This window comes from Halorubrum sp. F4 (assembly GCF_027257195.1).
In the GTDB taxonomy this organism is placed as follows: Archaea; Halobacteriota; Halobacteria; order Halobacteriales; family Haloferacaceae; genus Halorubrum.
This window is the reverse complement of the sequence record NZ_JAPDFS010000002.1, coordinates 106,036-132,516: the sequence shown is the minus strand read 5'-3', so window position 1 is coordinate 132,516 and position 26,481 is coordinate 106,036. Positions and strand designations below refer to the sequence as shown.

Annotated in this window: 25 protein-coding genes; 12 read left to right on the top strand and 13 right to left on the bottom strand. The window is 65.7% G+C overall.

Annotation, left to right across the window (positions count from 1 at the left end; translation table 11 throughout):
• Positions 1-12: 12 nt before the first annotated feature.
• Positions 13-414, bottom strand: coding sequence for a universal stress protein (locus OKW78_RS05355; RefSeq protein WP_281194191.1), 402 nt, complete (start codon positions 412-414; stop codon positions 13-15).
• A gap of 100 nt (positions 415-514) precedes the next feature.
• On the opposite strand from OKW78_RS05355, the gene OKW78_RS05350 reads away from it, so the two are divergent.
• The 3 genes from OKW78_RS05350 (at position 515) to OKW78_RS05340 (ending at position 3,628) form a co-directional block, all read left to right on the top strand.
• Positions 515-1,774, top strand: coding sequence for an HD domain-containing protein (locus OKW78_RS05350; RefSeq protein ID WP_281194190.1), 1,260 nt, complete (start codon positions 515-517; stop codon positions 1,772-1,774).
• 91 nt (positions 1,775-1,865) lie between these two features.
• On the top strand, positions 1,866-2,924 hold the full coding sequence (locus OKW78_RS05345; RefSeq protein WP_281194189.1) for an amidohydrolase family protein: 1,059 nt from the start codon (positions 1,866-1,868) through the stop codon (positions 2,922-2,924).
• An 86-nt stretch (positions 2,925-3,010) separates the two neighbouring features.
• Positions 3,011-3,628, top strand: a complete 618-nt coding sequence (locus OKW78_RS05340; RefSeq protein ID WP_281194188.1) for a thymidine kinase — start codon at positions 3,011-3,013, stop codon at positions 3,626-3,628.
• Between the two features lie 9 nt (positions 3,629-3,637).
• On the opposite strand, the gene OKW78_RS05335 is transcribed toward OKW78_RS05340, so the two are convergent.
• The gene (locus OKW78_RS05335) at positions 3,638-5,146 is read right to left on the bottom strand and encodes an RtcB family protein (RefSeq protein WP_281194187.1); all 1,509 of its coding nucleotides are present in this window, start codon (positions 5,144-5,146) and stop codon (positions 3,638-3,640) included.
• A gap of 48 nt (positions 5,147-5,194) precedes the next feature.
• Positions 5,195-5,635: an archease gene (locus OKW78_RS05330; protein WP_281194186.1), complete on the bottom strand. Its 441-nt coding sequence runs from the start codon at positions 5,633-5,635 to the stop codon at positions 5,195-5,197.
• A 204-nt stretch (positions 5,636-5,839) separates the two neighbouring features.
• Between OKW78_RS05330 and OKW78_RS05325 the strand changes: the two genes are divergently transcribed.
• Positions 5,840-6,313 (top strand): N-acetyltransferase, encoded by a 474-nt coding sequence (locus tag OKW78_RS05325; protein WP_281194185.1) that lies wholly within the window; start codon positions 5,840-5,842, stop codon positions 6,311-6,313.
• Positions 6,314-6,397: 84 nt separating this feature from the next.
• Entirely contained in the window at positions 6,398-7,618 is a 1,221-nt protein-coding gene (gene hmgA, locus OKW78_RS05320) for a hydroxymethylglutaryl-CoA reductase (NADPH) (RefSeq protein ID WP_281194184.1), read from the top strand.
• A 13-nt stretch (positions 7,619-7,631) separates the two neighbouring features.
• On the opposite strand, the gene OKW78_RS05315 is transcribed toward hmgA, so the two are convergent.
• Positions 7,632-8,510, bottom strand: coding sequence for an inositol monophosphatase (locus OKW78_RS05315; RefSeq protein WP_281194183.1), 879 nt, complete (start codon positions 8,508-8,510; stop codon positions 7,632-7,634).
• Between the two features lie 177 nt (positions 8,511-8,687).
• Between OKW78_RS05315 and OKW78_RS05310 the strand changes: the two genes are divergently transcribed.
• Positions 8,688-8,945, top strand: a complete 258-nt coding sequence (locus tag OKW78_RS05310) for a hypothetical protein (protein ID WP_122104319.1) — start codon at positions 8,688-8,690, stop codon at positions 8,943-8,945.
• A 144-nt stretch (positions 8,946-9,089) separates the two neighbouring features.
• On the opposite strand, the gene OKW78_RS05305 is transcribed toward OKW78_RS05310, so the two are convergent.
• The 3 genes from OKW78_RS05305 to OKW78_RS05295 all read right to left on the bottom strand — a co-directional run bounded on the left by OKW78_RS05305 (position 9,090) and on the right by OKW78_RS05295 (position 12,525).
• Entirely contained in the window at positions 9,090-10,808 is a 1,719-nt protein-coding gene (locus OKW78_RS05305; protein WP_281194182.1) for a DUF1102 domain-containing protein, read from the bottom strand.
• 289 nt (positions 10,809-11,097) lie between these two features.
• Positions 11,098-11,748, bottom strand: coding sequence for a hypothetical protein (locus OKW78_RS05300; RefSeq protein ID WP_281194181.1), 651 nt, complete (start codon positions 11,746-11,748; stop codon positions 11,098-11,100).
• 21 nt (positions 11,749-11,769) lie between these two features.
• Positions 11,770-12,525: a hypothetical protein gene (locus OKW78_RS05295; protein ID WP_281194180.1), complete on the bottom strand. Its 756-nt coding sequence runs from the start codon at positions 12,523-12,525 to the stop codon at positions 11,770-11,772.
• Between the two features lie 453 nt (positions 12,526-12,978).
• Between OKW78_RS05295 and OKW78_RS05290 the strand changes: the two genes are divergently transcribed.
• Entirely contained in the window at positions 12,979-13,563 is a 585-nt protein-coding gene (locus OKW78_RS05290) for a transcriptional regulator (protein ID WP_281194179.1), read from the top strand.
• Positions 13,564-13,569: 6 nt separating this feature from the next.
• A complete protein-coding gene (locus tag OKW78_RS05285) occupies positions 13,570-14,295 on the top strand; it encodes a hypothetical protein (RefSeq protein WP_281194178.1) in 726 nt (241 codons plus the stop codon).
• A 47-nt stretch (positions 14,296-14,342) separates the two neighbouring features.
• On the opposite strand, the gene OKW78_RS05280 is transcribed toward OKW78_RS05285, so the two are convergent.
• The 4 genes from OKW78_RS05280 to priS form a co-directional block, all read right to left on the bottom strand.
• On the bottom strand, positions 14,343-15,593 hold the full coding sequence (locus tag OKW78_RS05280; protein WP_281194177.1) for an MBL fold metallo-hydrolase: 1,251 nt from the start codon (positions 15,591-15,593) through the stop codon (positions 14,343-14,345).
• A gap of 23 nt (positions 15,594-15,616) precedes the next feature.
• Positions 15,617-16,255 (bottom strand): DUF998 domain-containing protein, encoded by a 639-nt coding sequence (locus OKW78_RS05275; protein WP_281194176.1) that lies wholly within the window; start codon positions 16,253-16,255, stop codon positions 15,617-15,619.
• An 84-nt stretch (positions 16,256-16,339) separates the two neighbouring features.
• Positions 16,340-17,434 carry a hypothetical protein gene (locus OKW78_RS05270; protein ID WP_281194175.1) on the bottom strand — a complete coding sequence of 365 codons (1,095 nt, stop codon included), beginning with the start codon at positions 17,432-17,434 and terminating at the stop codon, positions 16,340-16,342.
• Complete coding sequence (priS, locus tag OKW78_RS05265) at positions 17,431-18,594, bottom strand: DNA primase small subunit PriS (RefSeq protein WP_281194174.1); 1,164 nt, start codon at positions 18,592-18,594, stop codon at positions 17,431-17,433. The genes OKW78_RS05270 and priS overlap by 4 nt, the downstream gene beginning before the upstream one ends.
• 124 nt (positions 18,595-18,718) lie before the next feature.
• Here priS and OKW78_RS05260 point away from each other — a divergent pair, with 124 nt between their 5' ends.
• The 4 genes from OKW78_RS05260 to OKW78_RS05245 all read left to right on the top strand — a co-directional run bounded on the left by OKW78_RS05260 (position 18,719) and on the right by OKW78_RS05245 (position 22,033).
• The gene (locus OKW78_RS05260; protein ID WP_281194173.1) at positions 18,719-18,865 is read left to right on the top strand and encodes a hypothetical protein; all 147 of its coding nucleotides are present in this window, start codon (positions 18,719-18,721) and stop codon (positions 18,863-18,865) included.
• A 375-nt stretch (positions 18,866-19,240) separates the two neighbouring features.
• Positions 19,241-19,516 carry a PadR family transcriptional regulator gene (locus OKW78_RS05255; RefSeq protein WP_066411259.1) on the top strand — a complete coding sequence of 92 codons (276 nt, stop codon included), beginning with the start codon at positions 19,241-19,243 and terminating at the stop codon, positions 19,514-19,516.
• Positions 19,517-19,616: 100 nt separating this feature from the next.
• Positions 19,617-20,957, top strand: a complete 1,341-nt coding sequence (locus tag OKW78_RS05250) for an aspartate aminotransferase family protein (protein WP_281194172.1) — start codon at positions 19,617-19,619, stop codon at positions 20,955-20,957.
• Positions 20,958-21,073: 116 nt separating this feature from the next.
• Positions 21,074-22,033, top strand: coding sequence for an A/G-specific adenine glycosylase (locus OKW78_RS05245; protein WP_281194171.1), 960 nt, complete (start codon positions 21,074-21,076; stop codon positions 22,031-22,033).
• A gap of 82 nt (positions 22,034-22,115) precedes the next feature.
• On the opposite strand, the gene OKW78_RS05240 is transcribed toward OKW78_RS05245, so the two are convergent.
• Both OKW78_RS05240 and OKW78_RS16900 read right to left on the bottom strand, forming a co-directional pair.
• Positions 22,116-23,519 carry an ATP-binding protein gene (locus OKW78_RS05240; RefSeq protein ID WP_281194170.1) on the bottom strand — a complete coding sequence of 468 codons (1,404 nt, stop codon included), beginning with the start codon at positions 23,517-23,519 and terminating at the stop codon, positions 22,116-22,118.
• Between the two features lie 1,225 nt (positions 23,520-24,744).
• On the bottom strand, positions 24,745-26,457 hold the full coding sequence (locus tag OKW78_RS16900) for a TaqI-like C-terminal specificity domain-containing protein (RefSeq protein ID WP_281194724.1): 1,713 nt from the start codon (positions 26,455-26,457) through the stop codon (positions 24,745-24,747).
• Between the last annotated feature and the right edge of the window lie 24 nt (positions 26,458-26,481).

Sequence of the window (26,481 nt, the reverse complement as noted above, 5' to 3'; positions counted from 1 at the left end):
CGACGGGATCGACTACTCCGTGGTCGGCTTCGGGACCGCGAACACGGGGACGTCGCTGGAGAGGATCACGTCCTGTGTGACGCTTCCGAAGACGGCCTTGCCGCTCGGCCGGCGCTTCCGTCCCGAGACGCAGATCGCGTCGGCGTCGACGTCGTCGGCGGCGTCGACGATCTCCGGGCCGGGCTCCCCGCTCGCCTCGTGGTGGACGACCGCCACGCCGGCGTCCTCCAGGGCCTCCCGGGCGCGCCGAACCGCCGCGAGTTGGTTGACCGACGCCCCTTCCGGGTTGTCCGTGAACACGTGACAGAGATGGGCGGTCAGCCCGTCGTCCGCGCCGGGCCAGTCCGCGACCGCGCGCGCCTGGGCGGTCGCCCGCGCCTCGTCGTCGTCGATGGCGATGAGCACGTCGTACATACCTCGCGGTCGATCGGGCGGGATAATAAAACGGTGGCACCCTCGGGAGGTCCGCCCTCGGAACGCCCGCGTTTTTAACCGATCCCGACGAAGAGCGCGCATGACCACGGTCAAGGACACCGTCCACGACCACATCGAGATCGACGGCGTCGGCGCGGCCCTCCTCGACACGCCCGCGGTCCAGCGGCTGCGACACGTCAAACAGCTCGGCACCGTCCAGCTCGTCTATCCCTCCGCGAACCACACCCGCTTCGAGCACAGCCTCGGCGTCTATCACCTCGCCCGTCAGGCGCTCGATCACCTCGGAATCGAAGGGCAGCGGGCCGACCGGATCGAGGCGGCCGCGATGCTCCACGACGTCGGACACGGCCCGTTCAGCCACAACCTCGAGTCGCTCACCCACCGGCGAACCGGGAAGTACCACGACGACGTCGCGGAGCTGCTCGACGGCGGCGAGGTCGGAACGGTCCTCCGCGATCACGGCCTCGACCCCGGCCGGGTCGCCGACGTCGTCGCCGGCGAGGGCACGTACGCCGGCCTCGTCTCGGGCGAGCTCGACGTCGACCGCATGGACTACCTCGTGCGCGACGCCTACCACACGGGCGTCCCCTACGGAACCATCGACACCGGGCGGTTCGTTCGGGAACTCACCTTCGTCGATGGGGATGAGATCGGTGGAAACGGGACGGACGGTGACTCCTCGCCCACGCTCGTGCTGGACGAAGGGAACGTCCAGACGGCGGAGAGCCTCCTCCTCGCCCGGGCGCTGATGAACCCGGTCGTGTACACCCACCACGTCGCGCGGATCTCGAAGGCGATGTTGCGCCGGGCGGCAGCCGACCTGCTCGACGCCACGGCAACGACCGCGGCCGAGCTCCGGCGGATGGACGACCACGACTTCCTCGCGGCGATCCGCGACCGTCCGGCGACGGCGGAGCTCTCGCGGCGGTACGACGAACGCGACCTCTACAAGCGGGCGGTGTGGGCGGAGTACGACGACGTCCCCGACCGCGTCCACGACGCGGACCACGAGGCCGAGCTATCGCTCGAACGCGAGATCTCCGAGACGGCCGGCGTCGCCCGCGAGGACGTGATACTCGACGTTCCTCCGGAACCCTCGATGCGCGAGTCGACGGCGCGGGTGACGGTCAACGGCGAGGTCCGGCGACTGGAGCGGCAGTCGCCGCTCGTCTCGGCGCTGCGGGTCGCCCAGCGAAACCAGTGGCGGCTCGGCGTGTACGCACCCGACTCGGCGACCGATCGGGTCGGCCGGGCCGCCGCGGACGTGCTCGGGCTCGATCCCGACGCGCTCGTGATCGAGGTGCAGAAGGCGATGCCGACGACGCTCGACGAGTTCTGACCGACGTCCGGGGACGGTCGGGGAATCCCACGCCACCCCCTCCGCCGATCCGTCCCGGTACGTTTTATGGTCGGGCCGGAGACGCCCGCGTATGGACATCGAAGGGACCGTCCTCCGCGGCCCCGACTTCGAGCCCGTCGAGGGCCGCGTCGTCGTCGAGGGGGACGAGATCGCCGACATCGAGGAGCGAGAGACGGAGAGCGACGCCGTGATCCTCCCCGCGTTCGTGAACGCGCACACCCACATCGGCGACTCGATCGCCAAGGAGGCCGGCGCGGGGCTCTCGCTCGACGAGCTGGTCGCCCCGCCGGACGGACTGAAACACCGCCTGCTGCGGGCGGCGAGCCACGAGGAGAAGGTGGCGGCGATGGCACGGACCCTCCGGTACATGGAGTCGACGGGAACCGGGACCTTCCTCGAGTTCCGCGAGGGGGGCGTCGACGGGGTCCGCGCGATCCGCGACGCGCTCGCGGGCGAGGGGGTCGAGTTCGGGGAGCGGGACCTCCGGGCGGTGGTGCTCGGTCGGGACGACCCCGACGTGCTCCCGGTCGCGGACGGCTACGGGGCGTCGGGCGCGCGAGACGGCGACTTCGACGCGGTGCGGACCGCGACTCGGGAGGCCGACAAGCTGTTCGGGATCCACGCCGGCGAACGCGACGCCGACGACGTCAACCCCGCGATGGACCTGGATCCGGACTTCCTCGTTCACATGGTCCACTCGGAGCCGCTACACCTCGACCGCCTCGCGGACCGGGGGACGCCCGTCGTCGTCTGCCCGCGGTCGAACCTCGTGACGAACGTCGGCGTGCCGCCGATCCGCGAGCTCGTCGAGCGGACGACGGTCGCGCTCGGCACCGACAACGTCATGCTCGACTCGCCGTCGATGTTCCGCGAGATGGAGTTCGCGGCGAAGCTCTCGGACCTGCCCGCCCGCGAGGTGCTCCGGATGGCGACGCTGAACGGGGCGAGGATCGCGGGGCTCGACCGTGGCATCATCGAGCCGGGGCGGCCGGCGGACCTGCTGGTGCTCGACGGCGACTCCGACAACCTCGCGGGCGCGCAGGACGTCGTCCGCGCGATCGTGCGCCGCGCCGGGAGCGCCGACGTCTCGAGGGTCGTCATCGGCGGCGAGACGGTCCATCGGGCGTGACGTCGGGACGCGTCCCGCGAGACGTCGGGCCGCGATACTCCGCCCGGAGAGAAACGGTTTAGTCGCTGGATCCACCCGGTGAGCGCATGCACGCGATCACCCAGTCAGGGTGGGTCGAGGTGATCTCCGGCTCGATGTTCTCGGGGAAGACCGAGGAACTGCTCCGACGACTCCGGCGCGCGGAGATAGCCGGCCAGTCGGTCGCGGTCTACAAGCCCGCGGTCGACGACCGCTACGGCGAGACCACGATCGGGACGCACAACGGCCGGCAGTGGGACGCGACCGTCGTCGACAACGAGGGCGACGGACCCCTGGAGATCCTCGACGCCGACTCCGCCGCCGAGGTCGTCGCGATCGACGAGGCCAACTTCTTCTCGGAGGCGCTGGTCGAGGTCTGTAACGCCCTCGCCGACCGGGGCTCCCGGGTGATCGTCTCGGGCACGGACCAGACGTTCCGGGGCGAGCCGTTCGAGCCGCTGCCGCAGTTGATGGCGACCGCCGAGTACGTCGACAAGCTTCGAGCGATCTGTACCGTCTGCGGTGAGCCCGCGACCAGGAACCAGCGGCTCATCGAGGGCGAGCCCGCCCACGTCGACGACCCGACGATCCTCGTCGGCGCCGAGGAGTCCTACGAGGCGCGGTGTCGCGACTGTCACGTACTCCGAACCGGCGAGCGCGAGGAACGGCTGGACCGGCGAGCCTGAGGAAACGGCTTACCCCTTGATGTTACACACCGGGAACGTCCGGGCGACCCTGTCGCCGATGCCGAGCTCGTCGCTGACGCGGACCACCTCGTCGACGTCCTTGTACACGCCGGGAGCCTCCTCCGCGACGGTCGCGCCCGACTGGGCCTTCACGTAGATCGCCTGCTCGCTCTCGAGGTCGTCGGCGACGTCGCCGCCCCAGAACTCCTGTTTCGCCTGCGTCCGGCTCATCAGCCGGCCGGCCCCGTGGGCGGTCGAGCCGAAGGAGAGCGACATCGACTCCGCCCCGCCGCGGAGCACGTACGAGCCCGCGCCCATGCTCCCTGGGATGATCACGGGTTGGCCGACCGAGCGGTACGCCTCGGGAACCTCCTCGCGGCCGGCCGGGAACGCCCGCGTCGCTCCCTTGCGGTGGACGTACAGCTCGCGTTCGGCGCGGGAGACGGCCTCGTCGCCGACCGCGGGTCGGCCGTCGGCGTCGACGGCGACCTCGTGGGTCTCCTTCTTCCCGATGTTGTGAGCCACGTCGTACAGGAGCTCCATCCCGAGGTCGTCGATCGGGTCGGCGTCGAAGACGTCGCCGAACACCTCGCGGGTCCGGTGGGTGATCAGCTGGCGGTTCACCCACGCGAAGTTGATGCACGCGCCCATCGCGCCGTAGTACTCCTCCGCGAGTTCCGAGCCCGCCGGCGCGGCCGCGAGCTCCTTGTCCGGCAGCGACTCGAGGAGGTCGGCGTGTTCGGTCTCGATCCGCCGGAGGTAGTCGTTACACGTCTGGTGGCCGAGCCCGCGGCTCCCGCAGTGGATCAGCACGACGATCTGCCCCTCCGAGAGCCCGTACGCCTCCGCGACCTCCTCGCGGAAGACGTCCGTGACGCGCTGGACCTCGAGGAAGTGATTGCCGGAACCGAGCGAGCCCAGCTGGTTGCGTCCCCGGTCCTTGGCCTTCTGGGAGACGTACTCGGGCCGGGCGTCCGGCCGCCGCCCCTCGTCCTCACAGCGCGCGAGGTCGCTTTCGATCCCGTATCCCTCCTCGACCGCCCACTCGACGCCGCGGGAGAGCGCGCCCTCGATCGCGTCGGCGTCGCCGTCGATCACGCCGCCGCCCCCGAGCCCCGACGGGATCGCCTCGAAGAGCGCGTCGACGAGCTCCGCCTCGCGGCCGCGGACGTCGTCGTAGGTGAGGTTCGTGTTCACCATTCTGACGCCACAGTTGATGTCGTACCCGATCGCTCCGGGCGAGATACAGCCGGTTCTGGCGTCGATCGCGCCGACGCCGCCGACCGGGAAGCCGTACCCCTGGTGGCCGTCCGGCATACACAGCGCGGGCTCGACCATGCCGGGGAGGTGCGTCGCGTTCCGCAGCTGCTGGAGCGTGTCGTCCTCGCCGATCTCCTCGAGCAGCGCCTCGCTGGCGAGCACCCGTGCCGGGACGTTCATCTCCCCCTCGCGCGGGATCTCCCAGACGTGCTCTCGCACCTTCTCAAGCCGGATCCCGTCGAACTCGCGTGAAGTCATACGCGAGGCTTCGACGCCGGCGGGGAAGGGCGTTACGAGAGGCGCGTTTCAGACGTCGAAGACGACGTACGCGTACCACTCGCCGCCGTCATCGCCACCCTCGCGCCGTTCGAGCGTCATCTCCGAGTACGTGACCGCCTTGATCTCCCGGGCGCTCACCGCATCGAGCGGGACGCCCCGAGCGTCGCCCTCGACGCGCCATGCGGAATCGGCGACGTTTCCGGGCGGTACGACCCGACACTCGTGGTCCGCGGGGAGGACGAGCCGCACGTCGCGCTCGTAGATCAGGCGGTCGAGGTAGTCGAAGAGCAGCGCCTCGCGGCTCTCGGCCACCTCCTCGATCGCGAACCGGTCGCCGCCCTCGGCGGGGACCGATTCACAGCTCGCGGCCGTCAGCCCGTCGGCGACCGCCGCGAACAGCGCCGAGAGGGTCGGCGCGGTCGCCTCGACGGCGACGTCGGCCGTGTGGTCGCGGAGTTCGTACGTCACGGTCCGTCGTTTCGGGTCGGGCCGGTTTCCGCGTTGCCATCGTCGCCGGCGACGGTCGCTCGATCCGGAGCGGTCGGAGCGTCTCCAGCCGTGGCGAGGAGACGACGGAGTCCGTCGAAACGCATCAGTCACCCGACCGAGATCGACCGCGGCGCGCCGCGCGGCCGGTGGAGTTATATTCCACAGGCGTGTTACGTTTTCCCAGTGAGCGTCAACGTGGAGCGACGGACGGACCCGCCCGGCGATTCCGAACACGTCCGTGAGGCGTGGGAACTCAAAGAGCGGATCCACCGCGTCGACGGCGTTCTCCGGCAGCGACGCGGGTTCTTCACCGACGCCTATCGACGGTCCACGACACACCTGATACTCGAGGACGACGAGGTGATCGCGTTCGCCTCGGTCCGACGGGACGGCTACGTGCTCTTTCTCGCCGTGGACCCGGACCATCGAGGACGCGGGCTCGCCGAGCGACTGATAGCCGAGGTGGCGGAGGAGTACCAGTCCGTCTCGTGTCACGCGCGGACCACGAACGAGCGGGCGCTCGGCTTCTACGAACACGTCGGCTTCGAGGTGAAACGCCGGATCGACGGCTACTACGAGGACGGCGGCGACGCCTACTACCTCACCCTGGGGCCGAACAGCCTCCGCGAGCGGCTCTCCGAGTTCGTCCGCGGGTAGGTCGCCGGCCGATCGGACCGTGTCATCCGCTCCGCAAGCCCCGGAACCGACACGCATTAGCGCCCCCCGCGAGGAGACGCGGGCATGACCGATCCCACAGTCGAGGACCTCCTCGAGCGCGTCCGTGAGGGTGACGTGCGGCTCCACGAACTGGACGACCACGTCGACGCCGAGACGGCCGCGACGGTGCGCCGTCGGATGGTCGCGGACCGATCCGGAGCCGACCTCGACGTCGTCGGCGAATACGCCTTCGACGCCGCGGACGCGGACCCCAACATCGACAACATGATCGGCGGGGTCCAGGTCCCGCTCGGCGTCGCGGGACCGGTCGCCGTCGACGGCGGCGCGTTCGAGGGCGACCGCTTCCTTCCGATGGCGACGACGGAGGGCGCGCTCGTCGCCTCGGTCAACCGCGGCTGCTCCGTCGTCGACGCGGCGGGCGGCGCGACCGCCCGAGTCACGAAGCGCGGGATGACCCGCGCGCCCGTCTTCCGTGTGGCCGACGTGGCCGAGGCGGAGGCGCTCGTCGAGTGGGTGCGCGACAACGAGCCGGCGCTGCGGGAGGCCGCCGAGTCGACGACGAGCCACGGCGAGCTGCTCGACGTCACCCCCTACGTCGTCGGCAACAACGTCTACCTCCGGTTCCGCTTCGACACGAAGGACGCGATGGGGATGAACATGGTCACCATCGCGACGGGCGAGGCCTGCGACGTGCTCGAGGCGGAGACCGACGCCGAGCTCGTCGCGCTCTCGGGGAACCTCTGTTCGGACAAGAAGCCCGCCGCCGTCAACGCGGTCGAGGGTCGCGGCCGGTCGGTGACCGCCGACGTCGAGATCCCCCGCGAGGTCGTCGAGGCGCGGCTCCACACGACGCCGGAGGCGATAGCCGAGATCAACACGCGCAAGAACCACGTCGGCTCGGCGAAGGCCGGTTCGCTCGGATTCAACGCCCACGTCGCCAACGCGGTGGCGGCGATGTTCCTCGCGACCGGCCAGGACGCGGCCCAGGTCGTCGAGGGGTCGAACGCGATCACCACGGCCGAGGCGACCGCCGACGGCGACCTCTACGTCTCGGTGTCGATCGCGAGCCTCGAGGTCGGCACGGTCGGCGGCGGGACGAAGCTCCCGACGCAGGCGGCCGGCCTCGACGTGCTCGGCGTCCGCGGCGGCGGCGACCCCGCCGGCAGCAACGCGGACGCGCTCGCCGAGGCGATCGCGGTCGGCGCGCTCGCGGGCGAGCTCTCGCTTCTCGCCGCGCTCGGATCGAGGCACCTGGCGTCGGCGCACGCCGACTTGGGGCGGTAGCCGGACGAACGACTCAGTTTCCGTCGCCGCCGTCGCCGCCATCGACATCGTCTCCGTCGACATCGTTCCCGTCGATGCCGTCCTCGTCCCCGTCCACGCCCCTCTCGTCGATCGCCCGCGCCGCGGCCAGCACCTCGTCGTGAAGGCGGCCGTTGGAGGCGACGAGCCCGACCGAGTCGTGTCGCCAGCGGTTCCCCTCGAGGTCCGTCACCCGGCCGCCGGCCTGCCGGATCATGAAGACGCCGGCGACGGAGTCCCAGGGGTTCGCCCGGAGGTTCGAGATCGTCCCCTCCAGCCCGCCCGCCGCGACCGTGGGGAGGACGACCTGGGCCGCGCCGAGCCGGCGCATGTCGCCGAACCGGGTCACGATCGCCTCGCAGGCGTTGGCGTACTCCTCGCGGGCGTCGTGGTCCCACCACAGCGTCGGGTCGACCGTGCCCCGTCGGGGGTCGTCGACGTCGCTGACGCGGAGCGGCTGGCCGTTTCGGTACGCCCCGTCGGCGTCGGCGGTGTAGACGTCGTCGAGCGCCGGGCAGACCGTCGCCGCGGCGACGGGCTCGCCGTCGACGACGGCCGCCACCGCGGTCCCCCACACGCGGATCCCGCGGACGAAGTTGTGGGTGCCGTCGATCGGATCGATCACCCACGCGGGCCCCTCGTCGGGCACGCGCTTGCGGGCGTCCGCCTCCTCGCCGACGACCGCGTCGTCCGGGAACGACTCGCGGATAGCCTCGATGGTGGTCCGCTGGGCGGCCCGGTCGGCCTCCGTCACCACGTCGTCCTCGCCTTTGGTCTCCACGGCGATGTCGGTCCGGAAGGCGTCGCTCGCGACGCGGGCACCCGCCCGCGCGGCCCGCTCGGCGACGGCGGCCCGCTCGTCTGCGTCGGTCATGGACCCGATCGGCGCTCCCGACGCGTATAAACGTCGATCCGGCGATCGACCGACTCGAACCTCACGAACGACCGACTCGACGCTCGGTGTGGTCCCGGGGACCGCGTTCGACTCGACAGTATTAACTCAGTTCCGAATCCGAGTATGTTTAAGTACGTTGGACGGGGATACGCGTGTATGAGACCCGAGGAAGCGGTCCGTCAGCTCGAATACGCCATCGACGCCTCGCTCGACGAGATCGGCCAGCGCGCCGCCGCGGGCTACCGTCCGACGTTCGAGCGCGTCGCCGACCGCGCCGACGGGGCCGCCGTCTACGCGCTCGCGGGCGAGCTCGCCGACGAGGTCGTCTGCGGCGACTGTCCGACTCCCGCCGAGGCGAACGAGACGGCCGATCGCGTGCTCGCCGACCGGGCGTACACCGACGGCGGGGAGTAGTCGCAGCACGGATCCCGAACTCCGCCCGTTTTCCCCTTCCTCTCCTCTTTCCCCTGCCCAACCCTTCTTTCCCCGACGAACTCCCTCTATCCGATGGCCGTCCGCCGAGACGAGGATCCGTCCGCCTCGGTCCGCGGGACCCGATCACTTCGGGGCGCGCCGAACCAGGAACAGCGTGGCGAGCACGATCGTCACGAGCACCGCGAGGCCGGCGAAGTCCTCGGGTTCGAACCCGTTCGGTTCCACCGACTCGACCGGGGTCTCCGCGTCGTCGCCCGCGCCGTCGCCGGACACCGACTCCTCGGTATCGCCGTCTCCGGGTTCGTCCCCCGTGTCGGGACCGGTGCCGGGGGTCGGCGCCGACCCGGAGTCCGTTCCCGATCCGGGCTCCGCGTCCATCCCGGCTCCCGCTCCTTCCCCGTCATCGGAGTCCGGATCGGTCGGCTCCGGCTCGGGTTCCCGAACCGCGAGCGACGCGACGGCCCCGGGGTCGGTCACCCGGTCGCCGTCGACGACGAGGTCGTACTCGCCGGGATCGTCGAGTTCGACGGTCAGCGTCCGCGTGACGGTCCCGTTCGGCTCGGCGTCCACGGAGAGGCGCTCGGCGGCCGCGGGGTCGGGATCGTCGGCGTCGGCCGCGTCGTCGTCGGTCGCGTCGACCGCCCGGACCGAGACCCGCGCGTCCTCGGCGGGGGCCGGGCCGACGTTCGAGAGGGTCACGTCGAGACGCACGGATTCGCCGGGGGCGATCGACTCGGACGCGATCTCCGCGTCGACCGGGTCGAGCGCCGGACGGCGGACGCCGAGCGCGAACGCGGAGAAGCCGTCCGACTCGATCGCGAGCCGCACCGTCTCCTCGGTTTCGGCGGTCACGCGAAGATCCGTCGCGTTCCAGTCGTCGCCGTCCCCGGTCTCGTGGTAGGCGGCGAGGTTCGCGGGGTCGACGCCGGCCTCGTCGAGCCGGTCGCGCTCGACGACCACCTCCGCGGTCGCCGACTCGATCGGCTGGTCGGGCTCCGCGAAGGCGACCGCGTAGTAGCCGAGCGGGTCGACGCCCGACCGGTCGACGGGGTCGACCCCCGCCGGCGCGTCCGTGCTTCCCTCGACCGAGAACTCGACGTCGCCCGGCTCCTCCCGGACGAACGACAGCCCGTCGAGCCGGATCGACGGGTCGCCGACCCGGAGGTCCGCGAGGTCGACCTCGGTGTCGTCGTTCACGGCGACCGAGTAGACCTCGACCTGGCGGGCGGTCGGCTCGGGCGAGGCGACGGTGACGGTCGGTCCGGAAGAATCGTCATCGTCGTCGTCGCCGTCTTCCCCTCCGTCGTCCTCATCGGTCCCCGCACCACCGCCGCTCCGGGTTATCGCCTCCGGCTCGGCGGGTCGCGCGTGGACCGTGATCCCGTCGAGGACGCGGTCGCCGGGGACGACGTCGACGATCCGGGTGTCGACCTCGACGCCGACCGGGACGGCCTCGTCCTCGGGGGTCAACAGGAGGGGATTCTCCCCGCTCTCGATCGGCTCGCCCCTCGCGACGAACGTCACCGCCTTCGAGTCGTGTTCGATCCACACCTCGGCGGTCGCGTTGGCGTCGTAGACGACGTAGAACAGGGCGTCCTCGGCGGCGAACGCGTCCGGGTTGACGCCGCCGGCGTCGAGGTTCGGGTTGTCCTCGCTGACGTCGACCACCAGTTCGCCCTCCTCGTCGAGGTAGGTGTACGGGTTGTCGCCGGGCTGGAGGGCGACCTCGTCGGTGATGGGGTCCGTGGGGCCGTCGAGGACGACCGCGCCGGTAGAGAGGATGAGGGTGATCGTTCCGAGAATAACGAGGACCAGTAGCGTCGTCGAGCCACGGAGCGACATTGCGAGAAAAGGAACGAGCTATGGGTACCAAAGTAATGGGTCCTCGATGGCACAATGAGGAATCCTCTCGATGGTTCGTAACTAATGAACTCTCGTGATCCATAGAATATCAATCAACTTTCATTTCCTAAATTATAATTAGTGGTAAAAACGGTCGACGGTACCGTGACCGTATTTATTGAGGTTATCGACCCGTCTTGAGGTCGGGATTCTGGTGACTACTGACGCCTCTAAGAACAAGTGAAATCCTAAAGGTGGTTTTCCTCTGGCCTAAAATAAAACGCGTTTGTTAGACGGCGGTCGCGGAGATACTCAGGCTCCCCGAGATCTCGTCTGCCGTCGTGCCTTCTAGCGCGTTAATGATGAACGAAAGTCCGATCGATTCACCAGTAGCCAGTTCTGCGGAGAGCTGACCGGTTATCGGACTTTTTGCGAGACCCTCTCGGCTACCGCTTCCATCCTGAGAAGACTGTAGCTCGAAAGCGTACTCGGTTTTGCCATCGATGTCATCGTTCAGTTCGAAGTCGATCGTGACTGAGAGATCTTCCACTGACTGGTTCACTACGGCGACCGCGGATTCGAGAGAATTCTGACCATCACTCATATCTGAAGGATCGCCATCCGTGACCACGGAAAACGTATCTCCCGTGATACCCTCTACACCGTCGTCACTGACGAACGCTCCGAATTGATAGACAGAATTAACGTTCACGCCGGGATCGTCGTCACCAACCGAAACCGTCAGTTTGCCACCTGATGCCATCCGAACACCCGCGATCGCTTCGTTTGCGACTAACCCGATCAACCCGTCACTGTCGTCAACGACATCGATCGTCACCTGCCGGGAGACCTCCGCAGCGCTGAACGCACCGGTTCCGGAAGCGAACGCTCCCGTACCGACCAGCGCTCCCAGCCCGACTACGACATCACGTCTGTTCATGGTTGAATCCCTGTGCTGAAGTTACGTCTGAGCGTCGGCGTTGGTGAACTCGTCGTGACTCCCAGCACGGACGGTAAGGGAGCCACCGAGATCAGTCCCTGACTCGACTTCATCTACATCAACGATAATTGTGACGTAGAATTCGTCCCCCGATCCGACAGGGTCAGAGTACTGCTGGTCTGCGAATATGATGCTAGCTGCTTTCGGATTGTCACCGTCTGTTACGTCCCCGACCACGAGTCCTTCTTCTTGCGAGGAATTACCGTCGTCGTCTCCTTCTTCGTAGTATGCAACCAGATAGAGTCGAGCACCAGACGGGAAGTTTTCATTCGGGGTGTAGGTGACTTCGATCTGTTTCGTACTGTTTGTCTGATTCATCACCTTGAACGCGTGATTGGATTCGATGCTGGTGTCCGTATCGATGGCGATCTCACCAGCGGACGGATCCGCAGTCGGGACGCCGGGGACATCAAAAATGTTACCCGAATCGAATTCACCGAGTCCACCGACTTGGTACGTCGAGTCTGGGTTGACGCCGTTTCCGCCACCACTCGGATTGAAGTCGATCATCAGCTCGTTCCCGCCACTCCCACCGGAATCGGTAACGAGTTCAGTACTGCCAGACTCGAGGCCGATCAGGCCGGCGCTATCATTGACAACTTCGATATTTGCTGTCCGATCGTCAAGTTCTGCCGCCGTGAACGCACCAGTCCCCATCGCAGCTGCGCTTCCTGAAGCCAATGCACCTAGTCCGACGACGAATTTGCGACGTTCCATGTCGTATCTCACCTGTGTTCACGCACCCTCACAGCCCGGACGTCCGGGCCGGGAGTGCTCGGATAGGCCATGGGGAGGGTGGTACTTCGTTATGAGATCCTCGACATGTTCACGGGGTCGGCTCGTTGGATCTCCGGGGTCGCCTCGTTGCGTCGTGAGCACGCCTCGTCGTCGCCATCGATCCGAGCCTGAAGCGTTAGGCATCGGGTAGAGCGCTTCTCAGGCGACGATCAGCGATCCGGTCAGAGGGATCCTGAAGATCGGTATGTGTATCCTATACGTGGACGAATCTCGCGATACCGCCAACGAGGAACGCCATATGTTCTAAGCTTTCATACATTAACAGTTTAATTATCCAACCACTTTATACGCCATCCCGTCACACACAACAAGCGAAACGTGCCGGCATCACACGGGGGAGAACCGATCGCCGGCTGGGAGGGTCCCTAACGAATGCTATCTGCCATCGCCACAGCGGACGAATCGAACTCGAACGGGGGAGGGCTGACGGAGGACGAGATCTTCGACGTGCTCTCGAACCGCCGCAGGCGCTTCGTCATCCACGCGCTCAAGCGCACGGAGGAGCCGCTCGACGTCTCGGAGCTCTCCACACACGTCACCGCGTGGGAGCTCGACGTCGAACCCGGAGAGGTGGAGTACGAGGACCGTCGGAACGTCTACAGCACGCTCCAGCGCACCCACCTCCCGAAACTCGAGGAGAAGGACATCGTCGAGGTCGACGAGGAGAACCGCGTCAGGCCCACGCCGGCACTCGAGAACCTCGACATCTACATCGAGGCCTTAGGGAGCAGGGAGATCCCGTGGAGCCTCTACTACGTCGGGCTCGCGGGCGTCGCCGTCTCGCTGCTGCTCGCGGTCGCGACGAACACCCCGGGATTCGGCGTGTTCACCCCGCTCGACGTCGGGGTGTTCATCGCGACGACCTTCGGCGTCTCGGCGGTGGTCCACCACGTCGTCGGCCGACGCGCCCGCCTGGGCAACACGGAGAAGCCGCCCGAAGTCCGCAAGATCGAGTGAACACGAATGAGCACCAGCACCCGAACGCCGCCGGCCCGCGTGAGCGCCCTCCGTACCCTGAGCATCGTGCTCGCGTTCACGGCGGCGGTCGGGCTGGTGTTCGGGACCGCGGGCTTCTCGGCGATGGAAGCCGACCGCGGGCTCGCGGTCAACGTGACGAACGACGGGGACGCGTATCTCGGATACGAATCGACCGCCAACGAGACCGACAGCGGGGAATCCACGGCGGTCGTCGAGTATCGAAACCAGTTCGGCAACGACCTCGACGAGTTCGACGTCGACGTGTCGATCGTGAACTCCGGGAACACCGACGCGTCGATCGAGTCGGCGAACACACCTGATGAACTCGAGAAGGGGAACGCGAGCTCGGTGTTCGTCACTCTGACCTGTTCCACCGGGGCGGACGTCGAACTCCTGTTCGAGGCGGACGGAAGCGGTGGGGGGACGAGCGTCTCGCTGGATCGAACCCACACCGTGACGTGTCTCTCGCCGGCCGAGCAACTCGAGATCGAATTCGTCGGTAACGGGAGCGGAAACGCCAAGATTCACGGTCCGGCACGGTACTTCCCGCTCAGCGTCGAAGTGAAAACGAATCAGGGGACCTACAATACCACCGTTCAGGCCTCAGGCAAACAGGTACGGAAAGGAGGTAACGTCTCGGGGAAGACCCGGATCGTTCGGATTCCGGAGTACGGGATCGAGAAACGCGCCCCCAACTTCTCCACGAACTAACGACGAGATCGGAGCGTACGTACTCACTCCCATCGAGCCAGTTTCATCTATACGTCCACCCGCTGCCCCAACTCCGGCGCGCTCGCGTCCACCCCGTCCTCTCGCAGGTCATCTGCGAACGCCACACACCGGTCTCCGTGGGTCACCAGCACCCGCGCGTCGCGGTAGTCGTCGAGGAACGACTCCAGCCCGCCGCGGTCCGCATGCGCGGAGAAGTCGTGTGAGGTCACCCGTGCGCTGACGGGTCGGACCCGGCCGTTCATCTCCATTCGACCGTACTCCTGAAGCTCCCGGCCGGGCGTCCCTTCGACCTGGTAGCCCGTCAGCGTTACCGCGTTCGTCGGGTTCGTCCGGATCTCCGGGAGGTACGAGTGGACCGGCCCGCCGGCGAGCATCCCCGAGGTGGTGACGATCAGGGCGTTGTCGGCGGCGATCCGCTCGCGTTGGCCGTCCCGCCCCGTCACGAACCGCGCGGCCCCCGTCGCGCGCCGGAGCGCCTCGGGATCGCGGAGGAACGCGGGATGCCGTTGGAGCAGGCGGGTGACCTCCTTGCCCATCCCGTCGACGTAGGGGGTGAGTTCGTTGGCATGGGCGACGAGCAGCAGCTCCTGCGTCCGCCCGATCGCGAACGCGGGCGCGACGACGGTGCCGCCCTCCCAGATCGTCGTCCGCACGCGCTCGGCCCACTCCTCCTCGACCGCGGCGCGGTCCTCGTGGGTCACGTCCGCGTAGGTCGATTCACAGATCACGACGTCGGCGTCCGGCCGCGCCGTGGTGCCCGCCACCAGCCGCTGGTCGTCCGTGTGGAAGTCGCCGGTGTAGAGCAGTCGAGTGTCGCCGTCGTCGACGAGCACGTGTGCGGAGCCGGGGATGTGCCCGGCCGAAAGAAGCGTCACCTCGTACCCCCCGCCGTCGATCCCGCCGGCGACGGGGAAAAGGTCACCGTAGCCGTGCCGCTCCTCCACCTCGCCGATCCGGGCGACGTGTTCCTCGCCGAAGGGGCAGAGCGGGCCGTTCCCGTGGAGCTTCAGCGTGTCGCGTGCGAGGATTCGCGCGAGGTCCGCGGTCGGCGGCGTCCAGTGGATCGCCGGTCGACGAGACCCCTTCAACAGTGCCGGGACCGCGCCGACGTGGTCGAGGTGCCCGTGTGAGACCACGACCGCGTCGGGTTCGGGATCGCGGATCGGGTACTGCGGCGGGTCGGCGGTCAGGATGCCGTAGTCGAGAAGCAGCGAGCCGTCGACGAGGACCGCGCTCCGGCCGACTTCGCGGGCCCCGCCGAGGAACTCGATCTCCATGGCACCCGTAGCCCGCGACCGGGTTAGTGTTCGTCGGTCGCGGACTCGGAGTCGACCGACCCTGCCCGGATCACCGGCAGCGGGCCGACGAGCCACACCCACGCGGCGAGCATGAGCGCGCCCGGGAGCTCCGGCAGCGCGAGCCCCGTCACCGGCAAGAATCCCGCGAGGAACGAGGCCCAGACGGCCACGTGAACGGGGACGAACGCGAGCGCGATCCGGCCGGTCGTGACGTTCCGACGAACGGTCCCGTCGATCCCGAAGACGACCGTGACCAGGAGGTAGAAGCCGACCGCCGCCGGGCCGTGGAGCGGCCGCGTGAGGTCGAAGACGCCGATGCCGGCCATCGAGACCATCGCGAGCGCGAAGACGATCGCTCGGAGCCGAACGGGCATGTCCGCGTGTCCGCGTCCCCACAGCCCGGCGGCGTAGCCGAGCCCCGCGAGCCCGCCGAGGACCAGTCCGCCGTTGAACGCCGGGGCGCTCCGGCCGCGAACGCCCAGATCGGAGAGCGCGTCGGTCGTCCACGAGAACGTCGGATCGAGGCGTATCGCGAGGAGGATCCCGCCGAGCGCGGCGAGCGTCGCGACCGCGCCGAGGACGCGGGCGGCGGTCGGGGATCCGTCCCCGATCGGTTCGTCCGTCGCTCGATCGTCGTCCATGGTCGAACGCTATCCGATGGCAGCGTAAAAGTCGACGTGGTGTCCGGGGGATCGGTGTGGTGTCGACACGGCGACGCCCCGAGCTCAGTCGATACGCTCCGCGGCGTCCCGTTGGACGAGCGGGTCCGCGTTCGCGGCGGGGAGCGTGACGACGTCCTCGCTCGCGAGGTCGTACTCGCGCTCGTCGACGCCGAATATCTCGCCGACGTCGCGGGTGATACGGACGGTCTCGCGGTCGATCGTCGGCGTGTCGGTTTGTGCCGTCGCCGGCGATCCATCGGATCCGGACGGGTCCGACCCGGTCGCGACCGACTTCGAGCGGTCGTCGTTCGAACCGTCCACCCCCGGCGCGCCGGGAGGTGCGGGATCCGGGTCCACCGGCGTCGGGCCGCCGTCGGTGCTCGCGGTACCGGGTTCGGCGTCGCTCGTGGACGCGTTCGCGTCGGTCGGCTCGATCCGATCGGAGGACGATCCGTCGTCGGACGGCTCCGTGGAGCCACCCCCCATCGCTCCCGCGAGCACGTCCGGATCGGGGGCGGATTCCGGCGGTACGTCTTCTTCGGCGTCCCGCGAGGGGGCGGCGTCGACCTCGGCCGCCCGTGAGACGTGGACATCCGTCTCCGATTCGCCGGAGGCGGGCGGGACGTCGGAGGCGGACGGGGTCTCCGATTCGGGGCGCGAGTCCGCTTCCTCCGCCGGTGATCCGCCGGCGTCGCTTGCGGTCGAGTGACCCGTCGGTCCGTCCTCGTTCGGGGGGTTCGGAGGGATCTCGCCGTCTCCCGCGGGCGGCACCTCGCCGGCCAGCGTCGCGAGGACCTCGGACTTGTTGGCGCGGATCCGCGCGACGAGGTCGTCGAAGAGCGCGCGCTCCTGGGTGGTCATCCCCTCCGTCTCGACGGACATGTCCGCCGCCGCGAACGACGCGAGCTTGACGACCTTGCCGACGCGGCGCTCGTAGAGCGCCTCCGCGACCTCCTCGGCCGTCTCGAGCTCGTCGGACATCCGCCGAACGTCGTCGTCCGAGAAGGGGTTGTCGACCTGGTTGGCGCGTCTGTCGCGCGCGGCGCGCAGGTCGGACACGTATCCCGCCACGTCGTCGTAGAAGGCGTCCCGCAGGTGCTGGAGGCTGTCCTTGCGGCGTTCCTTCGCCTGTACCGAGCGCAGTTCGTCCAGGTTCATCGTTCGGGGGCCTTCCGTGCCTCGCCGCGGGTCATCAGGAAGACGCCCGCGAACTCGGGTACGGTGTTCTCGCCGGCTTGGATTGTAAGCCTCTTACCGTTTAATTCTACCGTCGCGTCGGCGTCGGCCTCGATCCGGATGTCCCGGCCGACGAACCGTTCGGGGACCGCGTCCCGAAGCGGGTCGAACTCGTCGATCGCGTCGCGGTCGATCGGCGTGACGACGAGCCCCGACCCGCCGTGAAGGGTTCCGGGAAGCCGAATGAGCCGGCGCGTGTCGGTCGTCACCGGTTCGTCGATCGGGGCGGCGTCGGTCGCGGCAACCCGGGCGGCGAGCGCGGAGACGAGCCGGCGCACCCCCGGGCCGCCGGCCTCGACGTTACCCTCACGGATCGCGTCGGGATTCCGATCGAACGCCCCCTGGATCGTCTTCGCGCGGCCCTCGCCGATCCCGTCGAGCTCCATGAGCCGCTCGCGGGCGTCCGCGTCGTCCATCTCCCGGAGGTCGTCGGCGTACTCGACGAGCGCGTCGTGGACGCGCGCGCCCCACCCGCCCTCGGTGCGGAGCACCCGTTTCGTCGTTCCGCGGTCGGAGACGGTTCGGATCAGCCCGTCGACGTCGAGGTCGATCGCGCGGACGTAGTCGACGACCTCCCGGCGAGCCTCGCCGTCCAACTCGCGGATCGACTCGTCGCGGACGTGGACGTGGTAGCCGCGACCTCCGGAGAAGACGACCGTGAGGTCCTCGAACGCGAAGTCGTTCTCGAGGAAATCGAGCAGTCGAAGGAGGGCGTCCTTACAGCTCTCGAGCATCTCCCGGTAGCTCGCGGACTCGGGGTCGACGCCGGGGAGGTGATCGGCGTCGAGGTCGAAGACGAGGTCCGCGGAGCGCCACCCCTTCTTCGACATGGTCGACGCGCCCGGATCGTCGTATCGCGCGGCGGAGAAGTACGCGTGCCGCGGGGCGTTGTCCGCGAAGAACGTGTCGAGGTCGCCCAAGTCGTACATCGATCGGTGTCGGACCATGGTCGTGCCCGCGCCGGGCGTCCACGGGATGTGTCCCCACTCGCGGAGGTGGGCGTCCGGCGGTGGCGACAGGGAGACCCCTCGATAGTAGTCGCCGAATCGACCCCGGAGGTACTCGCGCGTCCGATCGTCCATCGTTCCACCGTGTATCCGTGGTCACCGTATAGGCGTGTCGCTCGCGGTCGAGTCGGCCCGAACTCGACCGGCGCTCGGGAGCGACGACCACAACCATTTGGGTCGAGCACCCGTACCGCTCCGCATGCGCTCGGAAGAGGAGATCCGCGAGCAGTACGAGTTCCTGTGTGAGGAGTTGGCCGACGACGAGATGTCCCACCGCGGGGTCGAGGAACTCTTCACCCACTACAAGCGCGCGCTCGGATGGGTGTTGGAAGAGGAACACATGTAGGCCACGCTCGACAGGTTTATTACCATCAACCCGGTATCGTCACGTGACGCTTCGTCTGGAGGGCCGAAGCGTCAGCGGGGACCAATTCGAACGCGCCTCACGCGGCTTTTTTCCGCGTGGGGCCTGCGTTCGTTCTCGACGATCGAACACTTAGCCGCCGGTTCGTCAATTCTGGGTCGCTCGATTCACTGCGTTAATGTCCGATTCCGTATGTGATTGAGACGCCGAAAACCGCGGTCGATCCGGGAGATGTTATTGTGTATATGATACTTCAGAACGACTCACGTCGAGGCGATACGTGTCGGATTACCTCGTATTCCGGTTCTATGTAACGGTATATTTATTTATTTTCCGCATATATGTTCGAGTAGCTGCATGTACGACCTCACAGGTTTCCAGCGTGACTTGCTCTACGTGATCGCCGGCCTCGAGGAGCCGCACGGATTGGCGATCAAGGACGAACTGGAGGACTACTACGAAAAGGAGATCCACCACGGCCGGCTCTATCCGAACCTCGACACGCTCGTCGAGAAGGGGCTCGTCGAGAAGGGACAGCGCGACCGGCGGACGAACTACTACACCCTCACTCGCCGCGGTCGACGGGAGATAGACGCGCGCACCGAGTGGGAGACCACGTACATCGAACACTGACCGACCCGACTCGTTCCGTCTCGATCTCCGATGCGTTCGTCTCCGACCGTCCTCCCATGGTAGCCCCCCGTTTTTTCGCCGTCGGGATACATCCCAGCGTATGGACCGTGACACCGTAACACCCGAAGTGGCCGATTTCCCGGGCGAGCGAGCCCAGGAGTGGGTCGATCACCACCACCGATCGGCGGCGCCGAGCACGTACGTCTACGAGTTCGTCTGGGACCGTACCGCGCCCGCGACGGGGCCCTTCTGTACCGACGTCGACGGTAACGTCCTCCTGGATTTCACGAGCCACGTCGCCGCCGCGCCCCTCGGATACAACAACCCGCTCATCACCGAGCCGCTCGAGGAGTTCGATATCGTGGATCCGACGAAGATCGCGGGGCAGGACTTCTACGTCTCCGACGGCAACCCGCCGGGCGAGGCGGCTCCCGGTCCCGCGGACCTCATGGACCGGCTCACCGACATCACCGCCCACTACGACATGGACACGGTGTTCCTCTCGAACTCGGGGGCGGAGGCGGTCGAGAACGCGATCAAGATCTCCTACGACGCCGCCGACGGCGCGAAGTACGCGATCACCTTCGAGGGCGCGTTCCACGGGCGGACGCTCGGCGCGCTCTCGCTCAACCGATCGAAGTCGGTCTACCGCCGGGACTTCCCGGAGATGAGCGGCGTCCACGACGCGCCGTTCTGTGACGACCGGACGTGTACGGCCGAGACCTGCTCGTGTGGCTTCTTCGCCGACGGCGAGTCCCGGCTGCGCGAGAAGCTCGACCCGAAGAGCGGCCACATCGACCCCGACGAGGTCGCGTACCTCATCATGGAGCCGATCCAGGGCGAGGGCGGCTATCGGTTCCCCTCGGAGGCGTTCACCGACGAGATCGCCGACCTCGTCGAGGAACACGACATCACCCTCATCGCCGACGAGATCCAGTCCGGACTCGGCCGGACCGGCGAGATGTGGGGTGCGGACAACTACGCGTTCGAGCCCGACGTGATCACGAGCGCGAAGGGCCTGCGCGTCGGAGCGACCGTCTCTCGCTCGGACGTGTTCCCCGAGGAGACCGGCCGGATCTCCTCGACGTGGGGGGCGGGCGACGTCATCGGCTCCCTTCAGGGCTCGCTGACGATCGACGCGATCCGCGAGGAGGGGCTCATGGAGAACGCGACGGAGCGCGGCCGACAGTTCCTCGAGACGATGCGCGACGCCGACCCCGATGGCGTCGTCGACGTGCGCGGCAAGGGACTCATGCTCGCCGTGGAGTTCGACACGACGGACCGCCGCGACGAGGTGGTCGAACGGGCGGTCCGACACGGCCTGCTCACCCTGGCATGCGGCCAGAAGGTGATCCGGATCCTCCCGCCGCTCGACGTCACCGACCGCGAGATCGACCTCGGCTGTGATCTGTTGACGACCGCGATCACCGAGGTCGCGTAACGGCTCGCCGCCACGGTTCGGGTCCTCCCCGATCGACTCTCGATCCCGCCGTCCGTCTCCTCACCCGCGTCGATTCGGACCATCACCGATAAACCGCCCGCCTCCCGACGGGACGTATGACCGACCACGACGGCGTCTCCTCCCGCGGACTCGCCGCCGCCGCCGACGCTCCGTCGCTTCCGGCGGACCGCGACGCGGTTCGCACCGCGCTCGTCGAGTGGTACGAGGCGGACCATCGCGAGTTCCCCTGGCGGCGGACGACCGATCCCTACGAGATCCTCGTCAGCGAAGTGATGAGCCAGCAGACCCAACTCGATCGGGTCGTTCCCGCGTGGGAGGACTTCCTCGAGCGCTGGCCGACCGCGGCCGCTCTCGCGGACGCCGACCGAAGCGACGTGGTCGCCTTCTGGTCGGACCACTCGCTCGGGTACAACAATCGCGCGAAGTACCTCCACGAGGCGGCGACGCAGGTCGGGACGGAGTACGGGGGGGAGTTCCCGGAATCTCCGGGAGAGCTCCAGGAGCTGATGGGCGTCGGCCCGTACACCGCCAACGCGGTGGCCTCGTTCGCGTTCAACGCGGGCGATGCGGTCGTCGACACCAACGTGAAACGCGTGCTCTACCGCGCATTTGAAGAAATCCATAATGCGGACGATCCGAACTACGAAACCGTCGCTAACGCCCTCATGCCGCCCGGAGAGTCCAGAATCTGGAATAACGCGATCATGGAGCTCGGCGGCGTCGCCTGCGGAAAAAACCCCCGCTGTGACGAGGCCGGTTGTCCGTGGCGCGAGTGGTGTCACGCCTACCAGACCGGCGACTTCACCGCACCCGACGTACCGACCCAGCCGAGTTTCGAGGGCAGTCGGAGACAGTTCCGTGGACGGATCGTTCGCGTTCTCAGCAACCACGAGGAGATGGACCTCGATACCCTTGGACACAAGATCCGTGTCGATTACACGCCGGAAGGTGAACACGGACGAGAGTGGCTTCGAGGTCTCCTTTCGGATTTGGCTGACGATGAGCTACTCGAAGTTGAGGAATCAGACGATGAGACGATAACTCGTCTGGGATAGTGTGATAGCCCAGTACAGCGTTTGAGCAGAGTTCCGGAGCCTCTTCGCTTCCACGCTTTCGGTTCCCTAGTGTGATAGGACCTCAAATTCGGATCGGTTTCGAGAGGATCCGGTCGAGGTCACTCAGATCGAACAGCGACCACGTGTCATCTAGCTCCTGATCGAGTCCGTCCACGAACCCGCTCTTCGAGAACAACGCGAACCGTTCAGTCCGAGAGTTTGGTCCCCACCGTACGTGCTCGGTTTTATCTCGGAGATCGTCGACGAGTCCCCATCCGACTGGCTCTGACGTCCACTTGCACTCGGCAAAGAGGATCCTGTCGTCGGTCGGCGAGAGCCCGACAATATCGATCTCGTTCTCGCCGTACCACCAGCGACCGATCTCGGAGTACCCTTCGATCTCGTTTTGTCGAATACCTTCCCAGATCGCTTCCTGACAGATGTCCTCGAACGTCTCCCCGACGTGGTTCGGGAGGTCGGGCTCGATCGTGTTTTCGTATACGATGTTCGGTGCCTCCTCGATACTGGACCGGTTGGGCTCAACGTAGCGGAACCAGAATCGGAGGAATTCGTCCGCGACGTAGTACTTGGACCGCTTCGACTTCTTGGCCGATGCGGTCACGGGGACCTCTCGATCAATGAGCCGCAACTGCTGGAGTTTTCGGAGGTATTTTGAGAGCGGACCTGAGTCGATTCCGGTCGCTCCCGAGATCTCGTTCGGTGTTGTGTTTCCGAGGGCGATCGATTCCAGGATGCTCATGTAGCGTGCCGGGCTTCGGAGTTCCGTCCGCAGGAGAAACTCCGGCTCGTTATAGAGCACTGCCGTCGGCGAGAGAATCTGTGACTGGATGTTCTCCGCGGGAGGCGAGTCGAAATAGTCGAACAGCGTGAGATACATCGGAGTCCCGCCTGTGACTGCATAGGACCGGATAGCATCCTCGATGTCATACAGAATAGCCTCGCGCGCCTGTTGGAACGAGAACGGTTGGACATCGAGTTGTCCAGTTCTTCGGCCATAGAGAGGACTCTCGTGACCAAGTACTTCCGACTCCATCGTACTGATGCTCGACCCACAGAGAACGAGCATCGAGTCCGTCTCTTTCAGATGCTCGTCTACGAACGACTGGAAATAGGATGGAAGTGAATTATTCTCCTCAACAAGGTACGGGAACTCATCGATGGCGATGATGAGGTCTTCATCGGCGATTTTTTCACCCAAGTATTCCAGCGTCTCATCCCACCCATCGACCCTCGGAACGCGGTCGTCGAAATAATCCGCTACTTGCTCGGTGAATTTCTTTCGTTGTCGTTCTTCGGCTTCCTGAGCAGCGAGGAAATAGATGTGGGGCCGATGCCGACAAAACTTTTTCACCAACTCTGTCTTTCCAATTCTCCGTCTTCCATAGACAACGTAGACGTCGTGGCCCGGGGACTCATATGCCGTATTGAGGGCCTCCAATTCGTTGTCCCTATTGTAGAACTTCATTCTCTAAATAATGATTATGTGGGTAATGACTTATTTGTTTGGCAGGAGGGCCATCGTAGAGACGAACCAAGAGAGTTACTGAGCATCTAGTACCATACTCTGGATAATGATTACTTAGATAATTACCTTCTGGGCGAAATAGTCGTATTGATAGTCCAGTATCGTACTCACAGCACGACCAAACTGGACGATTTGTTCCGACTGTCGGGAAATGATCGGTTCTCAGCAGAAACAGAGCGTAACAATTGAGGTCTCACGGGCAGCTAGCGAGGCAGATTAGGCCAACAATCGCCTGTCGAATACCTTCGATTCCGTCTAGAATGAGACCATGAGATACCATCGATATAGTCTCCTAACGATAGCACTGACCGTTATTTACCAGAATTATTATCAATTGATGGAATCTCAGATGCCGACAAATAGAGATTAATAGCACTTGAAAATAGTAATTTAGGGGATTTTTCTTTTGGATCCATCGTACCAAATTTCAATTGGTTATCGGCGTCGTCCGGTTAGCAAGAATTCGGTGTAATAATCAATTGGTAGCGTGCCCTCCTGTCGCAGTGGAATTTTGGTAATATCGTTGCAGATTACAATTGCCCATGAATTGGAGAACACAACACACATATTACAATATTGGATTGATATTTTGGACGAATTAATTCCATAGATATATGTTGTGTAACCCAAGTGGAACCAGTCTTCGATATTCAGTATTTCATCGAAGATTTCAATTAGGCATTTTCGATAGCGCACCGCGCTTATCGAGATTCCATCACAGAAATCTATTGACGGTGATCGGCCGGTTTAGAGTGCAGGATCTACTCACCGGGATCACAGGCCATTCTCGATGATTTCACACCTGCGCCTTCATGACCTTATACACGGTACGTTTCGAGAACCAATTGAAATACGCGGATTTGGAGAGACCGTCCGATTAATAACGATTTTCGATCCCAAGCTGCTGAGAAACTTATAGCTCCTCTAATAGAATCTAGTAAGCTAAATCGGATCTCCCCGAGCTCTATTGCCGCTTCAAATTTCCTTAGATGTACCCTGCTATAACGATATCTGAAGGGGATTTACCCCATAGTTGGGTGCTCCGGTCGCTGACCATTTCCGGATATTCACACGCCATCACCCCTCGGCTCCCCGGTTACTGTTTGTTTCTAGACAATCACTGATTGCGACCTTCCGGGTTTCTATCAGTGGTCTCAGGACCGTCTCAGAGGATCTGTTCGAGGACACAGTCGATCCGATTGAGCACGTCACTACAGTCTCGCCCTTGCCGAGCAGCCATCCGAAGTTCGTCGAACGCTTCGGCGAGAGTAAGGGTATCGTTCGAGAGGTCAGTCGGATCAATAACGGGGACCTGTTCGAGGTCGTTCGGTTCGATCTTGTGGAACCCGTCGTCGAGGGTGTGTCGGTATTGACGTGTGATGTCGGCGAAGAGGTCGCTGTTGAGGTACGCAAGGAGCGCTTTCAGTTCTCGGTTCGTGAGTTCGATATCGTAGAATCCGTAGCAGGCGTTCGTGTTGCGGACGGCCGCCTCGTTCAGGACGAATTTGAATCCGTCTCGGCCGGAGCTCTGCACCAGGACTTCCGCGGGGTCCTTGCGGCGCGGACGGTACCAGTACTGCCGTGCTTCGAGTGTTCGCGTGCCGGTGAGGTCGTGTTCGGTGACGCCTGTCTGGAGGTACGCGATCAGGTCGGAGTCAGCGTCGTCGATCTCGAAGTCAGGGTCCGTGTCGTGATTCGTGACTCGTTGGCTGAACTCCGCGATCGAGTCCGATACGCTCGGGATCTCGTCGGGGTCAAAGAGCCAGACGTCTTTCCCCTCGGCTCGTGCGGTCTGCCAGTCGGCCTCTCGGTAGTCGTACCCGTCGATGTGACTCGGTCGGCGGACGATCTTCGAGAGGTGCTCCCTATCGAGTCTGGCGTCGGCCACGTCCGTCTCGTTGAGGCAGAAGAATCCGACATTTCCCGTTGTCGGTCCTCGGGTAACAGAGACGAAGTCCCCGAGTGATGGGAGGTCGCGGGTGTCGATGTCGACGGGGTCGAATCGGGCCTGCCAGTTGCGTTCCGGTGAGAGGTCGCCTTGCCTGACGGCGTTGGCGATGCCCCAGTCGCCGGCGTCGGTCGCGTCGCCGTGGACGAGGTCGCGGACGGGCTGCCAGTCGCGGTTGCCGTCTGCCGTTTCGAGCTCGCTGAGGTCGTCGATTCGGATGAACCGAACGGTATTGTCTGGATTCGGGTCGCTGTCGGCTTCAAGCAACGCGATCAGTCCGGTGGCCATCGGTCCGTCGAAGGCGGATATTGTCTCGGGGTTGAGCAGCACGAGCGCTTGGACGCGGAATTCGTCGAGGACGAAGCGTTTGAGTGTGCGGCCGTAGTCGGTGGCGAGCCAGGCCTGTGGCGTGATCGTCGCCATCCGATCGTGGTCCGCGAGGAACTCGCGTGAGTGGTAGATGAAGTACCCGTGGAGCGGTGTCTTCGCGTCGATGTCTCGGCCGGTCGCTCGCTGTGCCGCGGCGCAGTACGAACGTTTGTCCTCCGTGCTGAGTGTCTGGCTGTCGGTGTACGGCGGGTTCGCTACGATGGCGTCGACGTCGTCCGACAGCTCTGCTGGTGAGAGGTCGAGGAAGTCGGTCGCGCGTGCGTCGTGTGGCTGTCCTGCGATCGAGAGTGCGGTCGTCCCCATGAGGCGGGAGAGTTGGCTGCGGTCGATCCCGATGGCGTGGTCGGGGTCGGTGCTGAGGTGCCAGTCGGGGTGGTACGGGGTGGATAGCGCGCCGGCTCCGAGTCCGGGGTCGAGGATGGTGCTCGTACCGCGGGCGGCCCAGGACCGCATCAGGTCGCTGATATCGGGTAACGTCCGGTACTGGCCGAGGGCTCGACGGTGGTCGCTCCCGATCAGCGTCTCGTAGAGTCGCGCGATCGTTTCCGCCGGTTGCGTGGACGC